This window comes from Methylobacterium sp. 1030 (assembly GCF_040544715.1).
Lineage (GTDB): Bacteria > Pseudomonadota > Alphaproteobacteria > Rhizobiales > Beijerinckiaceae > Methylobacterium.
The window spans coordinates 14,034-34,391 of record NZ_JBEPKM010000034.1 but is presented as its reverse complement, the minus strand read 5'-3'; the positions used below and the strand labels follow the sequence as shown (position 1 = coordinate 34,391).

25 protein-coding genes and 1 pseudogene are annotated in these 20,358 nt (G+C 68.7%); 22 read left to right on the top strand and 4 right to left on the bottom strand.

Going from position 1 to position 20,358, the window contains the following annotated elements:
- Positions 1–171: 171 nt before the first annotated feature.
- From ABIC30_RS30125 to ABIC30_RS30105, 5 genes are all read left to right on the top strand, one after another.
- Positions 172–1,263, top strand: a complete 1,092-nt coding sequence (locus tag ABIC30_RS30125) for an IS630 family transposase (protein ID WP_354456658.1) — start codon at positions 172–174, stop codon at positions 1,261–1,263.
- A gap of 77 nt (positions 1,264–1,340) precedes the next feature.
- A complete protein-coding gene (locus tag ABIC30_RS30120) occupies positions 1,341–1,766 on the top strand; it encodes an IS5 family transposase (RefSeq protein ID WP_354456657.1) in 426 nt (141 codons plus the stop codon).
- Positions 1,652–2,095 (top strand): IS5 family transposase, encoded by a 444-nt coding sequence (locus ABIC30_RS30115; protein WP_354456665.1) that lies wholly within the window; start codon positions 1,652–1,654, stop codon positions 2,093–2,095. The genes ABIC30_RS30120 and ABIC30_RS30115 overlap by 115 nt, the downstream gene beginning before the upstream one ends.
- 595 nt (positions 2,096–2,690) lie before the next feature.
- Entirely contained in the window at positions 2,691–2,978 is a 288-nt protein-coding gene (locus ABIC30_RS30110) for a hypothetical protein (protein ID WP_354456656.1), read from the top strand.
- The gene (locus ABIC30_RS30105) at positions 2,933–3,367 is read left to right on the top strand and encodes a transposase (protein ID WP_354456664.1); all 435 of its coding nucleotides are present in this window, start codon (positions 2,933–2,935) and stop codon (positions 3,365–3,367) included. Before ABIC30_RS30110 ends, ABIC30_RS30105 begins: the two co-directional genes overlap by 46 nt.
- A gap of 106 nt (positions 3,368–3,473) precedes the next feature.
- Here ABIC30_RS30105 and fliI read toward each other — a convergent pair whose 3' ends face one another.
- Genes fliI through ABIC30_RS30090 form a run of 3 tightly spaced genes read right to left on the bottom strand, consistent with a single transcriptional unit; the run spans position 3,474 to position 6,709 of the window.
- On the bottom strand, positions 3,474–4,820 hold the full coding sequence (gene fliI / locus ABIC30_RS30100; RefSeq protein WP_354456655.1) for a flagellar protein export ATPase FliI: 1,347 nt from the start codon (positions 4,818–4,820) through the stop codon (positions 3,474–3,476).
- Positions 4,821–4,845: 25 nt separating this feature from the next.
- Positions 4,846–5,586 carry a flagellar basal-body rod protein FlgF gene (gene flgF / locus ABIC30_RS30095; protein WP_354456654.1) on the bottom strand — a complete coding sequence of 247 codons (741 nt, stop codon included), beginning with the start codon at positions 5,584–5,586 and terminating at the stop codon, positions 4,846–4,848.
- 1 nt (position 5,587) lies between these two features.
- On the bottom strand, positions 5,588–6,709 hold the full coding sequence (locus ABIC30_RS30090; protein WP_354456653.1) for a DUF1217 domain-containing protein: 1,122 nt from the start codon (positions 6,707–6,709) through the stop codon (positions 5,588–5,590).
- 161 nt (positions 6,710–6,870) lie between these two features.
- Here ABIC30_RS30090 and motA point away from each other — a divergent pair, with 161 nt between their 5' ends.
- The 17 genes from motA (at position 6,871) to ABIC30_RS30005 (ending at position 19,194) form a co-directional block, all read left to right on the top strand.
- Positions 6,871–7,764 carry a flagellar motor stator protein MotA gene (motA, locus tag ABIC30_RS30085; protein WP_354456652.1) on the top strand — a complete coding sequence of 298 codons (894 nt, stop codon included), beginning with the start codon at positions 6,871–6,873 and terminating at the stop codon, positions 7,762–7,764.
- Positions 7,761–8,696: a flagellar motor switch protein FliM gene (locus ABIC30_RS30080; RefSeq protein WP_354456651.1), complete on the top strand. Its 936-nt coding sequence runs from the start codon at positions 7,761–7,763 to the stop codon at positions 8,694–8,696. Before motA ends, ABIC30_RS30080 begins: the two co-directional genes overlap by 4 nt.
- Positions 8,677–9,000 (top strand): hypothetical protein, encoded by a 324-nt coding sequence (locus tag ABIC30_RS30075; RefSeq protein ID WP_354456650.1) that lies wholly within the window; start codon positions 8,677–8,679, stop codon positions 8,998–9,000. Before ABIC30_RS30080 ends, ABIC30_RS30075 begins: the two co-directional genes overlap by 20 nt.
- A 148-nt stretch (positions 9,001–9,148) precedes the next feature.
- Positions 9,149–9,424: a flagellar motor switch protein FliN gene (gene fliN / locus ABIC30_RS30070; protein ID WP_354456663.1), complete on the top strand. Its 276-nt coding sequence runs from the start codon at positions 9,149–9,151 to the stop codon at positions 9,422–9,424.
- Between the two features lie 14 nt (positions 9,425–9,438).
- Positions 9,439–10,467 carry a flagellar motor switch protein FliG gene (locus ABIC30_RS30065; RefSeq protein ID WP_354456649.1) on the top strand — a complete coding sequence of 343 codons (1,029 nt, stop codon included), beginning with the start codon at positions 9,439–9,441 and terminating at the stop codon, positions 10,465–10,467.
- Between the two features lie 9 nt (positions 10,468–10,476).
- Positions 10,477–11,535: a flagellar biosynthesis protein FlhB gene (flhB, locus tag ABIC30_RS30060; RefSeq protein ID WP_354456648.1), complete on the top strand. Its 1,059-nt coding sequence runs from the start codon at positions 10,477–10,479 to the stop codon at positions 11,533–11,535.
- Positions 11,536–11,809: 274 nt separating this feature from the next.
- Entirely contained in the window at positions 11,810–12,196 is a 387-nt protein-coding gene (gene flgB, locus ABIC30_RS30055; protein ID WP_354456647.1) for a flagellar basal body rod protein FlgB, read from the top strand.
- Complete coding sequence (gene flgC, locus ABIC30_RS30050; RefSeq protein WP_354456662.1) at positions 12,196–12,609, top strand: flagellar basal body rod protein FlgC; 414 nt, start codon at positions 12,196–12,198, stop codon at positions 12,607–12,609. The genes flgB and flgC overlap by 1 nt, the downstream gene beginning before the upstream one ends.
- The gene (fliE, locus tag ABIC30_RS30045; RefSeq protein WP_354456661.1) at positions 12,609–12,920 is read left to right on the top strand and encodes a flagellar hook-basal body complex protein FliE; all 312 of its coding nucleotides are present in this window, start codon (positions 12,609–12,611) and stop codon (positions 12,918–12,920) included. Before flgC ends, fliE begins: the two co-directional genes overlap by 1 nt.
- A gap of 99 nt (positions 12,921–13,019) precedes the next feature.
- Positions 13,020–13,808, top strand: a complete 789-nt coding sequence (gene flgG, locus ABIC30_RS30040) for a flagellar basal-body rod protein FlgG (protein WP_354456646.1) — start codon at positions 13,020–13,022, stop codon at positions 13,806–13,808.
- A gap of 56 nt (positions 13,809–13,864) precedes the next feature.
- On the top strand, positions 13,865–14,305 hold the full coding sequence (gene flgA / locus ABIC30_RS30035) for a flagellar basal body P-ring formation chaperone FlgA (protein ID WP_354456645.1): 441 nt from the start codon (positions 13,865–13,867) through the stop codon (positions 14,303–14,305).
- On the top strand, positions 14,302–15,411 hold the full coding sequence (gene flgI, locus ABIC30_RS30030) for a flagellar basal body P-ring protein FlgI (RefSeq protein WP_354456644.1): 1,110 nt from the start codon (positions 14,302–14,304) through the stop codon (positions 15,409–15,411). Before flgA ends, flgI begins: the two co-directional genes overlap by 4 nt.
- The gene (locus ABIC30_RS30025; RefSeq protein WP_354456643.1) at positions 15,408–15,971 is read left to right on the top strand and encodes a MotE family protein; all 564 of its coding nucleotides are present in this window, start codon (positions 15,408–15,410) and stop codon (positions 15,969–15,971) included. The genes flgI and ABIC30_RS30025 overlap by 4 nt, the downstream gene beginning before the upstream one ends.
- A complete protein-coding gene (gene flgH / locus ABIC30_RS30020) occupies positions 15,968–16,666 on the top strand; it encodes a flagellar basal body L-ring protein FlgH (RefSeq protein WP_354456642.1) in 699 nt (232 codons plus the stop codon). Before ABIC30_RS30025 ends, flgH begins: the two co-directional genes overlap by 4 nt.
- Before the next feature lies 1 nt (position 16,667).
- Positions 16,668–17,171 carry a flagellar basal body-associated FliL family protein gene (locus ABIC30_RS30015; protein ID WP_354456641.1) on the top strand — a complete coding sequence of 168 codons (504 nt, stop codon included), beginning with the start codon at positions 16,668–16,670 and terminating at the stop codon, positions 17,169–17,171.
- A gap of 119 nt (positions 17,172–17,290) precedes the next feature.
- Positions 17,291–18,085: a flagellar type III secretion system pore protein FliP gene (fliP, locus tag ABIC30_RS30010; protein ID WP_354456640.1), complete on the top strand. Its 795-nt coding sequence runs from the start codon at positions 17,291–17,293 to the stop codon at positions 18,083–18,085.
- Between the two features lie 271 nt (positions 18,086–18,356).
- Positions 18,357–19,194, top strand: a protein-coding gene (locus ABIC30_RS30005) for an IS5-like element ISMra2 family transposase (protein WP_076611868.1) whose coding sequence is annotated in 2 segments (ribosomal slippage) — positions 18,357–18,713 and positions 18,715–19,194 — 837 coding nt in all. Because the reading frame shifts where the segments join, the coding sequence is not laid out codon by codon here.
- A 28-nt stretch (positions 19,195–19,222) separates the two neighbouring features.
- Here ABIC30_RS30005 and ABIC30_RS30000 read toward each other — a convergent pair.
- Positions 19,223–20,328: pseudogene (locus ABIC30_RS30000) on the bottom strand (IS630 family transposase).
- Positions 20,329–20,358: the final 30 nt, after the last annotated feature.

Sequence of the window (20,358 nt, the reverse complement as noted above, 5' to 3'; positions counted from 1 at the left end):
CTGATCGACGTCCCACGCGCGAAACACCTTGGCCATGAGCCGAGTGAATCATCCTCCCGATCCGCCGTCGAGGGAATTACTCGGACAGGCTCCTAAGTGTTTGAGTTAAAAGAGGTTTGACAGTTTAGTCGGGTGGGCGGATCGTTAGGTGCTTCCTGATGGAGGTGCGCCATGTCGCGTGGCCCGAAGGCCGTCTCTCTCGATCTCAGCGAGCAAGAGCAGGGTGAGATCCAGCGCCTGCTGCGGCGACACGGGACCGGGCAGGCGCTGGTTCAGCGTCTGCGCATCATCCTGGCCTGTGCCGAACCGGGCGCGACCAACCTGGGGGTGGCTACGGTGCTGGGTGTCAGCCGCCAGACGGTGGCGCTGTGGCGGGCCCGCTTCGCCGCGCATCGGCTGGAGGGGCTGGTCGATGCACCACGCTCCGGAGCGCCCCGCAGCATCGACGATGAGGCCGTCGAGCGCCTGGTCGCCCTCACTCTGGAAGAGGCACCGGCCAACGCCACGCACTGGAGCACCCGCACGATGGCGCGCCGTACGGGCAGGAGCCAGAGTGCGGTGTCACGCATCTGGCGCGCCTTCGGTCTGCGGCCGCACCAGGCCGACACCTTCAAGCTCTCCGCGGATCCCGCGTTCGTCGAGAAGGTGCGCGACGTCGTCGGCCTCTACCTCGCTCCACCCGATCGCGCGCTGGTGCTGTGCGTCGACGAGAAGCCGCAGATCCAAGCGGTGCAGGGTACAGCTGCAGCCTTTCCTCTCCGGCCGGGCCGGGCCGAGTGCGTGACGCACGACTATCGCCGGCATGGCACGCTCGACCTGTTTGCCGCCCTCGACGTGAAAGCCGGAACGGTGATCGGGAGCTGCAAGCCGCGTCATCGCAGCGTCGAGTTCCGCGCGTTTCTGGAGCAGGTCGAGAGCAGCGTCGCACGCGATCTGGAGGTGCATCTCGTGCTCGACAACCTGAAGACGCACAAGACGACCCTGGTGCATGACTGGTTGGTCCAGCACCCGCGGTTCCACCCCCACTTCACCCCGACGAGCGCGTCGTGGCCCAACCTCGTGGAGTGCTGGTTCTCCGTTCTGAGCCGGCGTCGGCTGGAGCGCGGTGTGTTCACCAGCACAGAGGACCTGGAGGCCGCGATCCGTGACTACATCACTGAGACCAACGCTCATCCCAAGCCATTCGTCTGGACCAAGTCAGCCGACGCGATCTTGACCAGTGTCGCTCGCTTCTGCGCACAGACTTCTAACTCAAACCACTAGGTTGGGAACTCATACAACCAATCGCTGTTACTCGCGTTTTCTTCCTGAGGTTGGGTTTCCAGCGCAGGAGGATCGCGATGGCACGGTTGTTCTGGCTCTCCGATGAAACCTGGGGGCGGATCGAGCCGCACCTACCGCACGGTCAACCGGGCAAGCCCCGGGTCGACGACAGGCGGGTGATCAGCGGCATTCTGCATGTGCTGAAGGTCGGCTGCCGCTGGCAGGACACGCCCTCTGCTTACGGTCCGCACACGACGGTCTACAACCGCTACAACAGGTGGTCTCAGCACGGGATCTGGCAGCGGCTATTCGCCAAGATCGCGGCCGCAGGCCCCGTGCCAGATGAGTTGATGCTCGACGCGTCCCACGTGAAGGCTCACCGCTCGGCATCGGGCGGAAAAGGGGGGCCTGGACCCAGGCGGTCGGCCACTCGCGGGGCGGGTTCACGAGTAAAATCCATTGCTTGGCCGATGATCGTGGCCGACCGGTCGCGTTCGCCCTGACGCCCGGCAACGTGGCCGACATCACGATGGCGTTGCCCCTGCTGTGCGCTGTGGTGCCGCCCAAGCGTCTGATCGCCGACAAGGCCTACGACGCGCAGAGCCTGAGGGATTGGCTGAAAAGCCACCGGGTGATCGCCACCATCCCGTCCACGGCCACCCGGACGGTACCCTATAAGCACAGCCGGATCGCCTACCGGCGGCGCAATCGGATCGAGCGCCTGTTCGGTCACCTCAAAAACTGGCGGCGCGTCGCGACCCGCTACGATCGCTTGGCCTGCAACTATCTGGCTGCCGTCGCGCTCGCTTCCTGTGTCATCGCATGGACCTGAATGAGTCCCCTACCTAGACTTGCTCCGGTTTAATGGCTCTTCGTCATTTCATGTGGCTTCTTCGTGCGTTCTCCGTTCGTGTGAGAAGGACGGAGCTTGGCGATGGCGCAGCTGCACGAGGTTCCCGGCTGCCGGGTACTCTCCACCGATAACGGGCATGAGGCGAGCGTTGTCATGCACGTTCGCGGCGGCCGCTGCGCAGGACGATGTCCCGTTTGCGGCACGCTGAGCACCGCCCGTCACGGCTGCTATCTCGGCCACCCGTCTCGCTATGTTCCGCGCCCGTTCTAGATCCTGCCCTAGGATCACAGGATGGGCTATGGCGAGACGGGGCGACTTCGTGCAGGCCGAGGAGGTCGCCTTCCTTGAGGAGGACCGCGAGGTCGCAAGCAATCTTGATCCGCCGACCGTCCCTCCGCGATCTTGAGCGCACGAACGGTAGAGCGGGATTGACCCGAGCCTACGATCCGGTGCCAAAGGACCTCGCCATTCTCGCGAAAGGTCGCGCCATGGTAGCCTCCCTTCATCCCGGTGCAACGCCCGAGGCCGCGCCGTCCTGGCCGCGTTCACCACCTTCACCGCCGCAGAGGCCGCCGTGCCACCGCCCAGCCCGGCCCAGCGCGCGCTGGCCGAGCTGATGGCCCGCCTCGCCCAGCTCAAGGACCAGCGCCACGCCGAGCGCTGCCGGGCCAAGCAGGCCGAGAGCCCGCCCGTGCACGCCTCGATCGCGGCCTGCCTCGCCCTCGTCGAGGCGCAGATCGCGGCGATGACCCAGGCCCTGGGCGCAGCCATCGCCGCCGACGCGGATCTGGCCCGCAAGGCTGCCCTGCTGCGCACCTGCAAGGGCGTCGGGCCGCGCGCCTGCCAAGCCATCCTCGCCTAGCTGCCCGAGATCGGCACTCTCCACCGGCGCACCGTCGCCGCCTTCGTGGGCGTGGCCTCATCACCCGCCACAGCGGATCGTCCCTGCGCATCGCCGCCATCGCCGGCGGACGCAAGCCGCTACGCGACGTCCTGTTCATGGCAGCCCTCACCGCAAGCCGCCACAACCCCACCTTCAGAGCCGTCTACGATCGCCTGCGCAGCTACGGCAAACCCCATAAGCTCGCCCTCATCGCCGTCCTCACAAAGAGGGTCACAGCCCTCAACGCGATGATCCAGTCCAAAAATCATTCCAGACCGCTTGACCACAGACACGGTAGATTGCTGCGCTGCGCTCGCAAGGACAGTGGAGGCGACACCCGAGGCGATCGACCAAAAAATCGTACATAACGCATCCGGTCGACGGCGCGAGAGCGGGCCCCCTCCCCTGCTGAGGGTGTGGGGTGACGGCGCGTCGACCGAGATGCCTCCGGTCCTCTCGGCAGCGATTGGCCCCTCAGGCGCGGAGCGCCGCCGCGAGGTCGGCGAAGGCGTCGGCGCTCGCGGGCTGCGACGGGTCCTGGCGCAGGGCGGCGTAGACCCGGGGGACCACGATCGTCGCCTGATCGAGTTCGGGATCGGAGCCGGCCTGGTATCCGCCCATCAGCCGCAGGTCGCGCGTGTCCTCGTAGCGCGTGATCAGGTTCCTGAGCGCGCGCACGAGATCCTTCTGCTCCGAGGTCCAGACGTGGTCGGCGAGGCGGGAGATCGATCCGAGCAGGCTGATCGCGGGGTAGCGGCCCTGGTCCGCGATCGAGCGGTCGAGCACGATGTGGCCGTCGAGGGTCCCGCGGATGCTGTCGGCCACGGGATCATTGTGATCGTCCCCGTCCACCAGCACCGAGAAGAACCCCGTGATCGTCCCCCCGCCCTCCAGGCCGGGGCCCGCCCGCTCGAGGAGCCGCGGCAGGTCGCCGAACACGCTCGGCGGGTAGCCCCGGGCCACCGGCGGTTCGCCGGCCGCCAGGGCGACATCGCGGGCCGCGTGCGCGTAGCGCGTGACGGAATCCACGATCAGCAGGACCGACTGGCCGCGGTCCCGGAAGTACTCGGCGATCGACACCGCCATCCGCGGGGCCTGCCGGCGCATCATCGGGCTCTCGTCGCCGGTCGCGACGACGACGACCGCCCGGGACCGGCTCGCCGCAACGGGGCCTTCGAGGAACTCGCGCACCTCGCGCCCGCGCTCGCCGACGAGGGCGACCACGACGGTGTCGAAGCCCTCGCAGCAGGCGAGCATCGCGAGCAGGGTCGACTTCCCCACGCCGGACCCGGCGAAGATGCCGATGCGCTGGGCCGCGCACAGGGGGGTGAAGAGGTCGATCGCCCGCACCCCCGTCCGGAGGGGGGCGTGCACGCGCGCCCGCCGCATCGCGGGCGGGGGGCTGGCGTCGAGCGGCATCGGATGCGCGCCCGCGGCGAGGTCGCCGAGCCCGTCCACCGGCCGCCCGAGGGCGTCGATCACGCGTCCCTTCCAGGTCTCGGCGGGGCACGGGTCGCCGGAATTCACGCGATAGGCGAGAGCGCCCAGCCCGGCCTCGATCCGCGCGTCGAAGGGCTTCAGCGTCACCCCGGCGTCGTCGATGCGGATGACCTCGCCCTGCTGGACTGTATCTCCGGACCGCACCTGCATGCGGTCGCCAAGCTTCAGCACGGGCGAGCGGATGCCGATCCGGCAGTGCGCGGCGCCGACCTCCCGGACCAGCCCACCGAGCCGGACCAGCGGATCGGCCCGTCGCTCGTCGAGGCCGCGCGCTAGCTTCTCAAGGGCGTTCACGACCGCGCCCCACATCCGCTCGAGCATTCCGGCCTCCGACCGCGGGGGGCGCTCACGACGCCGGACCGAGGCTGCGGATCGCGCTCTGGAGCGAGGACTCAGTGTCGGCGACCGCCGCGGCGGCCCCCTCGAAGGTCCGCGTGATCATGATGAGGCGCGACATCTCCATGACCGAGTTGACGTTAGCCCCTTCCTGAAACCCCTGCTGGACGCGGAGGGACGTCTCGCCGATCTGGTTGAAGTCCAGGACCGCCCGTCCCGGCACGCTGGACGAGACCGCGGCGCCCCCGACCCGGGTGAGCGTCGCCCGGGGATCGAGCCGGAACACACCGAGGGCGCCCATCTGGTTGCCGCCCTGCGTGATAATCCCGTCGCTCCCAATGACGATCGCCCCGCCGTTCGGATCGACGGCGAGGGGCGACCCGCCCGGGTCGAGCACCGCGCGCCCTTCGAGATCCCGGAGATCGCCGTTGGCGGAGAGCTGCATCCGCCCGTCGCGGGTGTAGACGGGCCCCGAGTTCCCGCGCACCGAGAGCCAGCCGTCGCCCTGGATGGCGATGTCGAGGGGGGCATCGGTCTTGATGATTGGGCCCATCTTGCGCGAGACGAAGGACGAGCCCGGCGTCGAGAAGGCCACCTCGCGACCGCCCGCTCGGGACAGGATCGACTCGAACTTCACCTCCTCCGCCCGGTAGCCGCTCGTCGCAAGGTTCGCGACGTTGCTCGCCACGGTGTTCATGCGCCGCTCCAGGGCGACCTGGGCGGACAGCGTGACGTAGAGCGCGGACTGCATCTCAGCGGGCTCCAAGGCGGATGTTCTGCAACTTGAGCAGGAGGTCGGTGTCGAGATCTTGCCTCGACGCGCCGAAGAGCGTCAGCGTCGACGACTGGACGGTGTCGTTCTGCACGTCCCAGAGCGCCGTGAACCGGCGGATGAACTTGTCGACCGCGGCCGGATCCTGGAGGCTCGCGACGTCGAGCTTGCGGTCGATGGCCGCGACCTGGGCGTCGATGTCGCCCTGCGCCATCTCGGCCGGCAGGCCGAGGGCGGTGCGCACGACTTCGGCGAGCGCCTTGTCCCCGAGGATGGAGAGCGTGCTCTTGATCTCCGGGGCCTTGCGCTTGAAGTAGAGCGCCAGCCGCACGCCCTCGTCCTCCGAGCCGGCATCGGCTTCGAGGGTCTGGCGGACGTAGCCCGAAAGCGTGCCGGTCTCGGTCTCGGACCACGTGCCGGTCTTGGTCGCGGCCTTCTCCGTCTTGAAGGCAGCGGTGAACTTGTCGAGGAGCGCGCCACGCGCCGACGAGTTCTGAAGGCTCGCGACATCGAGCTTGCCCTCGATGAGGGCGGCTTGCGCCGCGACGCTAGCCGACGCCATTGAGGCGGGCAACCCGAGCGCCGTGCGCACGACCGCCATCAGCGCTTGGTCGGCGAGGATGTCGGTGACGGACGCGATCTTGGACGACTGCTTCTCAAAGTAGAGACGCAGTTGCGCGCCCTCGTCGTTCGCATCCGCCCCGGAGCCCATCGTCTGCGTGTAGGCCGAGATCGTCGCCTTCCCAGCGTTCGACCACGTCGTGGTCTTGTCCCCGTACTTGGCGAAGTTGAACGCCGCGACGAATTCCTTGTAGCGCGAATCAGACAGGCGATTGGCGAAGCTGTTCGCGTCCTCGATGCCCCCGGCCAACGCCTTCTTCATGAAGCCCTTGGCGTAGATCATATCATCGAGGCCGTAAGCCCTCATCGCGAAGCCGTAGAGGCGGTTGTCGGCGAGGAATTCGTCGATCGAGCCCACAGTCTCAATATGGCTCTTGAAGTACTCGATCTCCAGCCTGACCGAGCCCTCCGAAGCCTTGCGCTCGAGTGCCTTCGTCATGTTGCCGGCGATGAGCCGGTACTCGGTGAAGGTCGACGACATCCGAACGCACCCCAGTAGCCCGAGCCCTCGTAGGCCCGCTGGCTTGTCCGAGCCTTGTCCACACGGCGGGGGGGGCGGGCCGTCGCGGCCCAGCTCGGCGCAAGCCCTGACGGGTAGACCCTTCCGTGCGGCGGCGACCGTCGCGAGGAGAGGTACGATCCGTGGGCGTGATCATCGGCATCATCATCGCGGCGGGCTGCGTCTTCGGCAGCTTCTACGGCATGGGCGGCCACATCGGCACGATCTGGCAGCCCTTCGAGTTCCTGATCATCGGCGGCGCCGCGTTCGGCGCGTTCCTGATCGCCAACCCCATGAAGATCGTCGTCGACAGCGGCTCCGCCATCCTCCAGGCCGTCACCGGCAAGGCCCCCCGGCAGGCCGACAATCTCGCACTGCTCGGGCTCCTGTACGCGCTCATGAGGGAGCTGCGCACCAAGCCGCGCAACGAGGTCGAGGTCCACCTCGAAAGCCCCGAGCAATCCGAGATCTTCAAGGCCTACCCGACCGTGCTGCGGGACGGCGAGCTGCGGACATTCATCTGCGACTACGCGCGCCTCATCCTTATCGGCAACGCGCGCTCCCACGAGATCGAGGCGCTGATGGACGAGGAGATCGGGACCTATCGCCGGGACCGGCTGAAGGTCTACACGGCGCTCGTGGCGGTCGCCGACGGTCTGCCCGCGCTCGGTATCGTCGCGGCGGTGCTCGGCATCGTGAAGGCGATGGGCGCCCTCGACCAGTCCCCCGCCCTCCTGGGCGGCCTGATCGGTGCGGCGCTCATCGGCACCGCCTCGGGCATCTTCATGTCCTACGGGGTCGTCGGCCCGGTGGCGCAGAAGGTGAAGCTCGCCCGGGAGGCGCATACGCGCACCTACATCGTCGTGAAGCAGACCCTGCTCGCCTTCATGAACGGCGCCCTGCCGCAGATCGCCATCGAGTACGGCCGCAAGGCGATCTCGTCGGCCAGCCGCCCGACCATCGACGAACTCGAGAGCGCCACCATCAGCGGCGGATCGCGCAACGACAATTCACCGCGCGAGCGGGAGGCGGCATGACCATGGACACGACTTCGCCCGGGACCGACATCCGTGACCGGCTCCTCGACGCGGCGGGCATCGCCCTCGACCGGCTGCCGATGCTGCACGTCATCTTCGATCGCGTCGCGACGTTCAGCGCCGACCAGCTCCGACACTTCGCCGCCTCGCCGATCTACTTCTCGCTCAGCGACGTCGCGAGCCAGCGCTTCGGCGACGTCCTCGACCCCTACGAGTCGAACGCGATCGCCGGCATCTTCCACGCCCCCGAGTGGGACAGCCACGTCCTCGTCGGCTTCGACCGGGACTTCGTGTTCACGATGATGGAGGTCATGCTGGGCTCGGACGGCTCGGAGCCCCCCTCCGACGAGGAGCGCAACTTCTCCAACATCGAGATGCGCGCGGTCCAGCTGGTGTTCGACCAGATCGGCAAGGCGATGCAGGCCTCGTTCGCCCTGGTCTCCAACACGCCGTTCGAACTCGAGCGCCTCGAGGGGCGCATGGACTTCGCGGTCATTGGCCGGCGCAACAACCAGGCGGTCGTCGCCAAGTTCCTGCTTCAGGCGCTCAACCGGGGCGGCGAGATGTTCATCGTCATCCCCCAGACCGTCCTCAACCCCATGCGCCAGAGCCTGGCCCGCGTCCGCGTCGGCGAGGCGTCCACGCGGGACTCCCGCTGGACGAAGCAGATGATCGGCGAGGTGCAGAAGACCTCGGTGACCCTTCGGGCGATCTTGGAGGAGAGGCCCCTGAGCCTCGGCGAGATCGCCGACCTCGAGGTCGGCGACGTCATCGAACTCCAGGCGACGCCGCGCAGCCGCGTCAAGCTCGAGGGCAATAACCAGGGGCTGTTCTGGTGCGACATCGGCCAGGCGGAGGGCTCCGTCGTGCTGCGCGTCGACAGCCCCGTCGATCAGGAACAGGAGTTCATCGATGATGTCCTCGCTCATTGAGGCCGTCCTGCTTGCCGCCCTGGTGATGACCACGGCGTGCGTCGTCCCGATGTACCGGCGCCTCAAGCGGTTCGATGGGTGCCAGGCGCAGTACCGGGACATGATCGAGACGAGTTCGCGCCGGTTGGCGCACGCGGGCGACGCCGTGCAGGGCTTCGCGACGGAGGGGCGGACCATCCTCGCGCAGCTCGCCCGGGAGATCGACCTGGCCGAGGCGGCCCTCGCGAGCCTGAAGGCTGAGCGCCTCGCCCTCTCCGACGCGACGCCTCCCCAGTCCGCCGCGGCGGCGCGCCGGGTCGGCTGAGCGCCCCGCGCCCCGGACATCCATTCCCACCGAGGAGACACCGACGATGGACCACACGACAGCCACCGAGCCGGCCGCCGGGCACAACGACGCCCTCTTCGCCAGGATCGATCCCGGCACCCGCCAGGAGCGCGCGCGCGATGAGACGATGGGCGGCGGCCGCAACCTCGACTCGATCCTGCGGGTCCCCGTGATGATTCAGGTGGTCCTCGGCTCGGCCACGATGCCGGTGGCCACGCTGATGAAGCTCGGCCGCGGCGCTATCGTGCCTCTCGACCATCGGGTCGGGGAACCCGTCGACGTCGTGGTTAACGGCCGCGTCATCGCCCGGGGCGAGGTCGTGGTGGTGGAGGACGACAACTCCCGCTTCGGCGTCTCGCTGACGGAGATCGTGGGCCCCCTCGCCTCCGAATCCAACGCCTGACCGGGAGCGTCGAGATGGCCGTCAACGCCGTGGTCAATACGCCTCCGAAGCCCATGAAGCCCGTCGAGGAGGTCGCGGCCATCCTGATCTCAATGAGCAAGCCCTCGGCGAGCCGCCTGCTCAAGTACTTCGACGCTGGGGAGATCCGGCTGATCACCCGGGCAGCGGCGCAACTCGGCCCGGTGACGCGCCCGCAGCTCGACGCGCTCGTCGAGCGGTTCGCCGACGCCCTCTCGGACGGCGCCAGCCTCGTCGGCACCGCCCACGAGGTCCAGAAACTGCTGGAGGGCATCCTCCCGACCGACCAGATCGCCGACATCATGACCGATGTCCTCAGCCACACCAACCAGTCGATTTGGGACCGACTCTCCAACGGCTCGGAGATCGCCCTGGCGAGCTATCTGATGCGGGAGCATCCGCAGACCGCGGCCCTCATCCTCTCCAAGGTCAGGCCGTCCTGTGCCGCGAAGGTGATGGCGCAGCTGCCCTCGAATTTCAGTAACTCGATCATGCGGCGGATGCTGACCTTCAAGCCGATCGTCGACGACACGATGCGGATGATCGAGAAGACGATCCACGAGGACTTCATGATCAACGTGTCGCGCAACGCGGGCGCCGACACGCACGCGCGGATGGCCGACATCATCAACAAGATGGAGCGCAACCGCATGGAGGAGGTGCTCGACGACCTCTCCAAGGCACGCCCGAAATCGGCCGAAATCCTCAAGGGGTTGCTCTTCACCTTCGACGACATTGTCCACCTGACGCCGCGCGCCCGCACGACCCTGTTCGACCAGGTCCCGAACGAGCGCCTGATCCTGGCGCTCAAGGGAACCGACAAGGCGCTGCGCAACGTCGTGCTCGGGGCGCTCGCATCCCGCGTCCGGCGCATCGTCGAGCACGAGCTCGACGGGGGCGAGCCCGCCGCGCAGAAGGACGTGCTCGAAGCCCGCCGCGCGATCACCGACCAAGCCCTCGAGATGGCGGCGCGGGGCGACATCGAACTCAATCCCAACGAGGGGGACAGCACATACATCAGTTGAGGCTGTCCCATGTCGGACGACAAGGAGAGCAAGACAGAGGCCGCGAGCGAGAAGAAGATCCGCGACGCCGTCGAGGAGGGAAACGTCCCGTTCTCGCGAGAAGCCCCGGTCTTCGCCTCGGTCCTTGGACTGCTCGTGATCCTCGTCTTCTACGCGCGTGATCAGGCGCGGGGCCTCGTCGGGCACCTCGTGCTCCTGGTCGAGCGGCCCCGCAGCTTCTCCCTCGCCAACGCCGAGGATGCGTCCTGCCTCCTGCACGCGGTGGTCATGGAGACGGGGCGGGCACTGCTCCCGGCGCTCTTGGTCCTGCTGGCGGGGGGGCTCGCCGCCTCGGTCTTCCAGAATACCCCGCGCTTCGTGGGCAGCCGCATCCAGCCGAAATGGTCCCGCATCTCGCCGGCGGCCGGATGGAAGCGGCTCTTCGGCGTCCAGAGCGTCGTCGAGTTTGCGAAGGCCGTCTTCAAGTTCGCGACGATCGGCGCGATGGCGGCGCTCGTCCTGCGCGCGGACCACCAGAGGATCGTGGCCACGATGTTCGTTGATCCGCTCCGGTTGCCGGAACTCCTGCTGACGCTGTCGATCCGGCTCGTCGCCGCGGTGAGCGTGGCCACCATCATGCTGGTGGCCGGCGACCTGCTCTGGAGCCACATCCGGTGGCGGCGGGATCTCCAGATGTCGCCTCAGGAGATCAAGGACGAGTTCAAGCAGGTCGAGGGCGACCCGCTGGTCAAGGGGCGGCTGCGCTCGCTTGCGCAGGATCGCGCGCGCCGGCAGATGCTGTCGGCGGTCCCGCGCGCCACGATGGTGCTGGCCAACCCCACCCACTACGCCATCGCCCTGCGCTACGATCGGAGCGAGGGCGACGCGCCGGTGGTGCTCGCCAAGGGACAAGACCTCATCGCCCTGCGGATCCGCGAGATCGCCGAGAAGCACGGGATCGCCGTGATCGAGGACAAGCCACTCGCCCGCGCGATGTATCAGAGCGTCTCGATCGACCAGGCGATCCCGCCGGAATTCTACCGCGCGGTCGCCAACCTGCTCGTCTACGTCTTCACGAAACGATCGTGATCGGCGCAGCCGCGCCGCAGGCGCGTGCGGTCACCGCGCGATCCGCGAGCTGGGCCCCCCGGTCGGACCTGCCCGGACGCGCGCAAACACCCTCGACCCCGTTTGGTTCCCTACGCGATCTCCGCGCTGCCAGCCTCGCGCAAGGTTGCGATCGTAGGTGTTAGCGCAGACGCTAGCCTCGCCTTCGAACCGGAAGGCCTTCACCTGATCAGTCCAGCGAAGGCTGCCCACAGTCTTGGCACAGCAACTACGTCGTCGCGCGCAGGAGGCGCTCGTGATCCCCATCTTCCTGTTCAACTTGGCCTCGCGGCAACTTCAACATCTCGCGACGCGCCAGAGCGTCATCTCCGGGAACATCGCGAACGCCAACACGCCCGGCTACCGCGCGCAGGACGTGACGCCGTTCCGCGAGGTCCTGAACAAGACGGGCCTCCAGGTCGCGGCGACGAACGCCGCCCACCTTGAGGGCGGCTTCAGCGCCGAGCGCGCCCTCAAGGGGAAGGCCTCGGCCGCCGGCGAGACGGTCCATTCCGGCAACTCCGTTGGCATCGAGGAGCAAATGATGAAGGCTGGGGAGATCGCCCGCGACCAGAGCCTGAACGTCGGCGTCGTCAAGGCCTTCCATCGGATGCTACTCGCGAGCGTGAGGTCCGGCTCATGATGGACCCGCTTATCGCCTCGTCGCGCGTCGCGGCCTCCGGCCTCGACGCGCAGTCGCTCCGGATGCGCGTCGTGGCCGAGAACATCGCCAACGCGCAGTCCACCGGCTCCACGGCCGGGTCCGACCCCTTCGCCCGCAAGACGATCACGTTCCGCACCGCCTACGACCGGGCCACCGGGGCCGCGTCGGTGTCGGTCAAGGAGATCGGCGTCGATCGGGCGCCCTTCCCGACGGAGTACGATCCCGGCCACCCAGCGGCCGACACCAGCGGGCGGGTTAAGCTCCCGAACGTGAACATGCTGATCGAGATGGCCGACATGCGTGAGGCCAACCGCTCCTACGAAGCCAACCTCCAGATGATCAAGCAGACGCGATCGATGGTGGCCGGCCTCATCGACATGCTGAGGGCATGATGATCCAGTCGCTCGCCACCGTATCCGGCGTCTCCAACCGCAGCGCCGTCTTCGGCGTCCCCCAGCTCGGCCTCGCGGCGCCTGCGTCCGCCCCGGCCAGCTTCGGCGACCTCATGGTCCAGGTCGCGACGAACGCGAAGGAGGCCATCCAGGCGGGCGAGGCCAACGCGATCGCGGGGCTCCAGGGCAAGGCGTCCACGCAGGCCGTGGTCGAGGCCGTCATGTCGGCGGAGCAGACCCTTCAGACGGCCATCGCCGTCCGGGACAAGGTTGTTGCCGCCTATCAAGAGATCGTCCGCATGGCGGTCTGAGCCCGGGCCGGCGGAGCCGGCTACGCCACAGCGCGGGACGCAGAGGCGATCCGGCCCGCCCGCGCCCCCTAGGAACACCTCCGTCCGAAGGATGCCATCATGAGAGCGCTCGCCATCGCGGCAACGGGCATGAACGCCCAGCAGCTGAACGTCGAAGTCATCGCCAACAACATCGCGAACGTGAACACGACGGCGTTCAAGGGCGCCCGCGCCGAATTCACGGACCTCCTCTACCAAGCGGAGCGTCAGGCCGGCGTCCCGGTGCAGGCCGGCGAGTCGGCGATCCCCGAGGGCGCGATGCTCGGCCTTGGCGTACGCACCGCGGCCATCCGCAACCTCCACCGGCAGGGGCCGCTGGCCAACACGACGAATCCCCTGGACCTCGCGATCAACGGGCGCGGCTGGTTCCAGGTCACGATGCCGAACGGCGAGACCAACTACACCCGCGCCGGCACGTTCAACAAGAACGCCGATGGCCGGCTCGTCACGGCGGAAGGTTACGGTGTCGAGCCCGCGATCATTCTCCCGCAGAATGCCGTCGACATCACGATCAATCAGTCCGGGCAGGTCATCGCGAAGGTCGAGGGCCAGGCCCTGCCGCAGACGGTCGGCCAGCTGACGCTCGCGAACTTCGCCAACGATGCCGGCCTCGAGCCTCTCGGCAACGGCCTGTACCGCGAGACGGCCGCCTCCGGTACCCCCGTCGTCGGGCCGGCCGGCGACCCCGGCGTGGGCAAGATCCACCAGGGCTACGTCGAGAACTCGAACGTCGACCCCGTGAAGGAGATCACTAACCTGATCTCGGCGCAGCGCGCCTTCGAGATGAACTCGAAGGTGATCCAGGCTGCCGACGAGATGGCCGGCACGGTCTCGAAGGGCATCCGCTGAAGGCCATGCCGCATCACGCTCCCTTCGCCCCGAGGCCGCGCCCCGCGACATGGGGATTGCTCGCCGTCCTCGGCCTCGCCGCCGTCCCCGCGGGCGTCCGGGCCGAGGGCCTCACGCTTCCCGTCCCGACGAGCACGATCTACGCGGGCGACTTCGTCAAGGCCGGGATGGTGCGCGAGCAGCACTACCCCGACACGTACCATCCGCGCACCCCCGTCGTCGCGACGGCGGTCGAGGCCGTCGGCCGGGTGGCGCGCCGGACCCTCCTGCCCGGGGAGACGATCCCCGCCACCGCCCTCGACGAGGCGCGCCTCGTGACGCGGGGCGTGCCGACGCAGATCCTCTTCGAGGAGGACGGGCTGACCATCGTGACCACGGGGCTCGCTCTAGCCAACGGCGGGGTCAACGACACGGTCCGCGTGCGCAACGCCGCGACGGGCCGCATCATCCAGGGGATCGTCCAGGCGGACGGCCGGGTGCGGGTGGGGATGCCATGATGCGCCGCGGGCTCGTGCTCCTGCTCGCCGCCTGCCTCGGCCTGGGCAATACCCCGACCGAGGCGCGCACCCGGATCAAGGACATCGCCGCCCTCCAGGGTGTGCGCGACAACCAGATCGTCGGCTACGGCCTCATCACCGGTCTCCAGAACACCGGCGACACCCTACGCAACACCCAGTTCACGGAGCAGTCGCTGCAATCGATGCTCGACCGGCTCGGTGTGAACGTGCGCGACCAGCGACTGCGCACGCGCAACGTCGCGGCGGTGATGGTCACGGCGAGCCTTCCCGCCTACGTCGGGCCCGGCTCGCGGATCGACGTCACCGTGAACTCGCTCGGCGACGCCATCTCGCTGCGGGGGGGCACGCTGCTCCTGACCCCACTGCGCGGAGGCGACGGACAGGTCTACGCGGTCGCCCAGGGCGGCATCGCTGTGTCCGGCTTCAATGCGACGGGGCAGGCCGAGTCGCTGACCTCCGGCGTCGCGACGGCCGGGCGGATCCCCAGCGGCGCGCTCGTCGAGCGCGAGGTGTCCGGGGACTTCAGCGACATCCCTACCATGGTCCTGGAACTGAAGAACCCGGACTACCGCACGGCGATCCTGATCACGGACGCCATCAACAGCTACGCGGTGCGCCGTTACGGCAGGCGGTCCGCCAATGCCCGGGACTACCGCTCGGTCGTCCTGCAGCGGCCGGCCCGCGTCGAGCCGACGCGGTTCATGGCGGAGATCGGCGAGCTACTCGTGCAGCCGGACATGCCGGCGCGGGTCGTGGTCGATCAGCGCACGGGCACCGTCGTGATCGGGCGCAACGTACAGATCTCCACCGTCGCCGTGACGCACGGCGATCTCACCGTCCGGGTCACCGAGACCCCAGTCGTGTCCCAGCCCGCCCCCTTCTCCGACGGGCGGACCACGGTGGTGCCGCGGACCGCGATCGACGCGCAGGAGCACCTGGCCCGCCTCGCCGTCATCTCGGGGCCGGACCTTCAGACCCTGGTGCGCGGCCTCAACCAGGTCGGCATGAAGCCCACGGACATGATCGCGATCCTCCAGGCCGTGAAGACGTCCGGCGCCCTCCAAGCCGATCTGGTGACTCAATGAGCCCCGCTCCCCGCCCCCGGCGCCGCCCGGGGGGCCGCCTCAGCATTGGTCTCCTCGCCGCGCTCCTCCTGCCCGTCGCGGCCGCCCTCGCGCAGGAGACCGCCGGTCCTGCGGAGGAAGTCCGCCCCTCCGGCTATTGCACCAACATCGCCTCGGCCGCCGCCGACGCGCGCTTCCGCTGGCAGAAGGAGACGCTCTCCGCCCTCGAGAAGGACATCGAGGCCCAGATCGCCCGCCTGGAGGCCAAGCGAGCCGAGTACGAGGACTGGCTGCGTCGACGGCAGGCATTCCTCGACAAGGCGGGGGCGAGCGTCGTCGCCATCTACGCCCGCATGAGGCCCGAGGCGGCCTCGCAGCAGCTCGCGAGCATGGGGCTCGAGCCAGCCGCCGCCATCCTGGCGCGCCTCGACGCCCGGGTCGCGAGCGCGATCCTCAACGAGATGGAGCCCGCACGGGCCGCGCAGCTCACTGCCGTGATGACCGACACGCCCAGGGCCGCCTCCCCGGCGGCCGCGGGCGACGTGCCCCCCGCTCCGAAGAGCCGCGAGAGGACCGGATGAGACTCCTGGTAGCCATCACGGCGCTGCTCTCCCTCGGGGCCTGCGCCACCAACATCGAGGAGATTGGTCGGCCGCCGTCGCTCACGCCCGTCGGCGTCGGCATCGACCCCACGGCGGCGGCGATCCCGCCCCTGTTCCTGCCGGTCCAGGCGCCCGGCTACCATTCGACCTGGAGCCAGAACGGCGCCAACCTGTTCCAGGACCCCCGCGCCAAGACAATCGGCGACCTCCTGACCGTGAACATCGAGATGAACGACAAGGCGCAGTTCGACAACGCCACCGATCGCTCCCGCGAGGCCGGCGTGAAGCTCGGCCTGGACGCCGAGTTCGACATCTTCGGGGTCAACCCGCAGGTCCGCAACAGCTACGATCTGACCAGCGGCTCGTCCACGAAGGGACAGGGATCCATCGACCGCAAGGAACAGCTGCGCCTCTCTGTGGCGGCCGTCGTCACGAACGTGCTGCCGAACGGGAACCTGCTGATCAGCGGTTCGCAGGAGGTGCGGGTGAACTACGAGGTACGAGTGCTCAACGTCGCTGGGATCGTCCGGCCCCGCGACATCTCCCGCCGGAACACCATCGACTACGACAAGATCGCTGAGGCCCGCGTCTCCTACGGGGGCCGGGGGCGCCTCATGGAGGTGCAGCAGCCCGCGGCGGTCCAGCAGGTCTACGATCTGGTGGCTCCGTTCTGAGATGGCAGACAACTCACTCGCCATAGCGCCTCCGGAAAGGGGCCTGCGCGCCAAGGGGGGCTGGCTCGCCCTCCTCGCCCTCCTCTCGCTCCCCGCCGCCGGCGTTGGCGGCCTGTTCGGAACCTACCTTGTCGCCAAAGTCGAGAAGGCCGTCGGCGAGAGGAGGAGGCTGGAGGAGGAGCCGGTTGCCCGGCCCGCCGCCTACGGCGTGGACGCGCGCCTGACGAAGCTCGGGACCATCGTGACCAACCTCGCGGGTCCCGGCAACGTCTGGATCCGGCTCGAATCCTCCGTAGTCCTGCGCAAGGACGCGCTCCCGAACCCAGATGTCGCCGTGGCCGAGATCCGGCAGGATCTCGTCGCATACCTGCGCACGGTGTCCGTCCCGCAGATCGAGGGGCCGAGCGGCCTCCAGCACCTGCGCGAGGATCTCGCCGAGCGCGTCGCGATGCGGACTGACAGGAAGGTCCGGGAACTCTTCATCGAGACCCTGGTGGTCCAGTAGTTGCGCTCCGTCCGGCACGCCGGCCCGGTTCCGCTCCACGCACAGGGGGAACATGCGCGCCCGGCGGCCACGCCGCCGGGCGCTCCCGACACGCCTCGAACCCCAGGAACGGCTTCGCCATGACACGCCGGCTGCTTCTCGTCGCCTCCCTGCTGATCGGCGTGACACTGGTCGGCGCGACCGCCGCGAGCGCGCAGACCCTCAATCTCGAGCAGGTGCTGCCCCCCGGCAACGGCTCGGCGAGCGGTCGGATGATTCAGCTCATCGCCCTGCTCACTGTGCTGTCCCTCGCCCCGGGGCTGCTCGTCATGATGACGAGCTTCACGCGCTTCGTGGTCGCCCTGTCCTTCCTGCGCTCGGGCCTCGGCCTCCAGAGCACGCCGGCGAACCTCATCCTGATCAGCCTGTCGCTATTCATGACGTTCTACGTCATGGGGCCGACCTTCGAGCAGGCGTGGCAGAACGGCGTCCGTCCCCTGACCGAGAACAAAATCTCGGAGGAGGAGGCGTTCACCAAGATCACGGACCCCTTCCGGGCCTTCATGACGGCGCACGTCCGGCCGAAGGATCTCCAGACCTTCGCCGACCTCGCGTCCGTCAACCTGCCCAAGGTCGCGGATGAGGACAAGGCCGCCGACGGGAGAAAGGCCGGCGACAAGACCGGGAGCAAGATCGACCTGCGCATCCTGATCCCGGCCTTCATGATCTCGGAGCTGCGGCGCGGTTTCGAGATCGGTTTCCTGATTGCGCTGCCGTTCCTCGTCATCGACATGGTGGTTGCCGTGCTAATCATGTCGATGGGTATGATGATGATGCCGCCGACGGTGATCTCGCTCCCCTTCAAGGTGCTGTTCTTCATCCTGATGGACGGCTGGAACATGCTCGCGAGCGGCCTCGTCCGCTCGTACATGTAGCCTCGCCCGGCGCCAGGACGACGACGCGGGAGCCCGGCGCCGGACACCGCACGGACAGACGCCCCCGCACCGGGCTCGACGGGTCTCCCCCCTGAACGGATCGGATCGGATCGCGGCGCCCGGCGCCCCGGCGGGCCTCCACTACCCGGGCGTCCGGCGCGGTCCGCCGTCGAGCGCCGCGGCCACGGCCGCCAGGTCGGCCGTGCCGTGAGCGGCTAGGGCGTCTCTGCAAAGGGTTCACAGGCCGCGGGATCGGCCCCATGTGGGCCTGATGCGACGCTTTGAACTGACTGACGCGCAGTGGGAGCAGATCGCCCCGCTGCTGCCTCCGCAGAAGCCGCGCACGGGCCGGCCCGCCGAGGATCACCGCCAAGTGCTCAACGGCATGCTCTGGATCCTGCGTACCGGTGCTCCCTGGGAGGACCTGCCGGCCCGCTACGGGGCGGTCGGAACCGTGTCGAGCCGGTTCTACCGGTGGCGCAAGGCGGGCGTGTTCGACCGGGTGCTGCAGCGCCTGCAGGCGCAGGCGGACGCCCGCGGCGCCCTGGACTGGGATCTGCACTTCGTGGACGCCACGGTGGTGCGCGCCCACCAGCACGCCGCCGGGGCACGCCGGTCCGGCGCCATCGGGGGGTGAGGCGACCGTCGAGGGCGTGGGCGAAGCGCTCGGGCGCAGCCAGGGCGGGTTCTCCACCAAGCTGCATCTGCGCGCCGAGGGCGGCGGCAAGCCGATCGCGGCGGTGCTGACGGCCGGCGAAAGGCACGAGCAGTTCGCACTGGACGCCTTGATGGACAAGGGCGCGGTGCCACGTCCAGGGCGAGGCCGCCCGCGCCTGCGGCCCCGTAGGACGGCAGGGGACCGGGGTTACTCCAGTCCGCCGGCGCGTTGTCGCCTCAGGCAGCGTCGGATCGAGCCGGTCATCCCGACCCGCAAGGACCAGCCGCGTCAGCCCGACTTTGACAAGGCCGCGTACCGCGAGCGCAACAAGGTCGAGCGGCTGATCAACCGCCTCAAGCAGTATCGCCGCATCGCCACCCGCTACGAGAAGCGGGCTGCCAACTACCTCGCCATGGTCACCCTCGGCATGACCATGCTCTGGCTCACATGAGTTTGCAGAGACGCCCTAGTGCACTGACTCAGACGGATGGTTCAGGGGATCGGCTGACGGCGGCGAGGATGTCGGTGGCGGGCTTGGTCCAGACGAAAGGCCTGGCGCGCCGGTTGTGCTCGGCGATGTAGCGTTTGATCGCCGCCTGCAGATCGACGACGCCGGTGAAGGAGCCTCGCCGCAGCCGACGACGGGTCAGCGTTGAGAAGAAGCCCTCGACCGCGTTGAGCCACGAGGCCGAAGTCGGGGTGAAGTGGAACGTCCAGCGCGGGTGCCGGGCGAGCCAGGCGCGCACCTTCGGATGTTTGTGGGTGGCGACGTTGTCGAGGATGGCGTGGATCACCTTGCCGGGCGGGACGACGGCCTCGACGGCGTTCAGGAACCGGATGAACTCGCCGTTCCGGTGCCGCTGCATGCAGCGGCCGAGCCCGGTGCCCGCGAGGACGTCGAGGGCGGCAAACAGCGTCGTCGTGCCGTGACGGGTATAGTCGTGGGTCTGGGCGGAGGCATGGCCGGGGGCGAGCGGCCGATCGGGACGGGTGCGCTCCAGCGCCTGGATCTGGCTCTTCTCGTCGATGGACAGCACCACCGCGTAGGCGGGCGGGTCCATGTAGAGGCCAACGACACCGGGATCCCATCGAACAGGTTCGATGGGTGCCCGTTCTCGACCTTGGCAGCGAAGGCGGGATCGCGCGAGCGCTTGAACGTGCGCAGCCGGTGCGGTTGGAGGCGGTGAGCGTCCCAGATCCGCTGCACGGCGCGCAACGAAATCCCGACCGCCCGGGCCACGGCCCGGCCGGTCCAGTGGGTGACCTCGCCCGGCGGCTCCGAGCAGGTCAGTGCCAGCACCTCGGCCACCGTCTCGGTCGAGTGAGGTGGCCTGCCGGGCGGACGCGTCTTGTCGCGCAGCAGGCCTTCGACACCCGCCTCGGCGTAGCGCCGCTGCCAGCGCCACACGGCCGGGCGGCTGACGCCCGCCCGCCGGGCCACATCTTGGACGCTTAGACGCTCGGCTGAGAGCAGGACGATGCGGGCACGCTGGATGTGTTTGAGTGGACGCGATCGATCCTGCGTCGTCGCATCGAGCCGGGTCACGTCGGCTGCATCGGGAAGCACGCAGACAGTCTGAGCCATCGTCCAGACGCGCACACCTCAGCCCGCCCG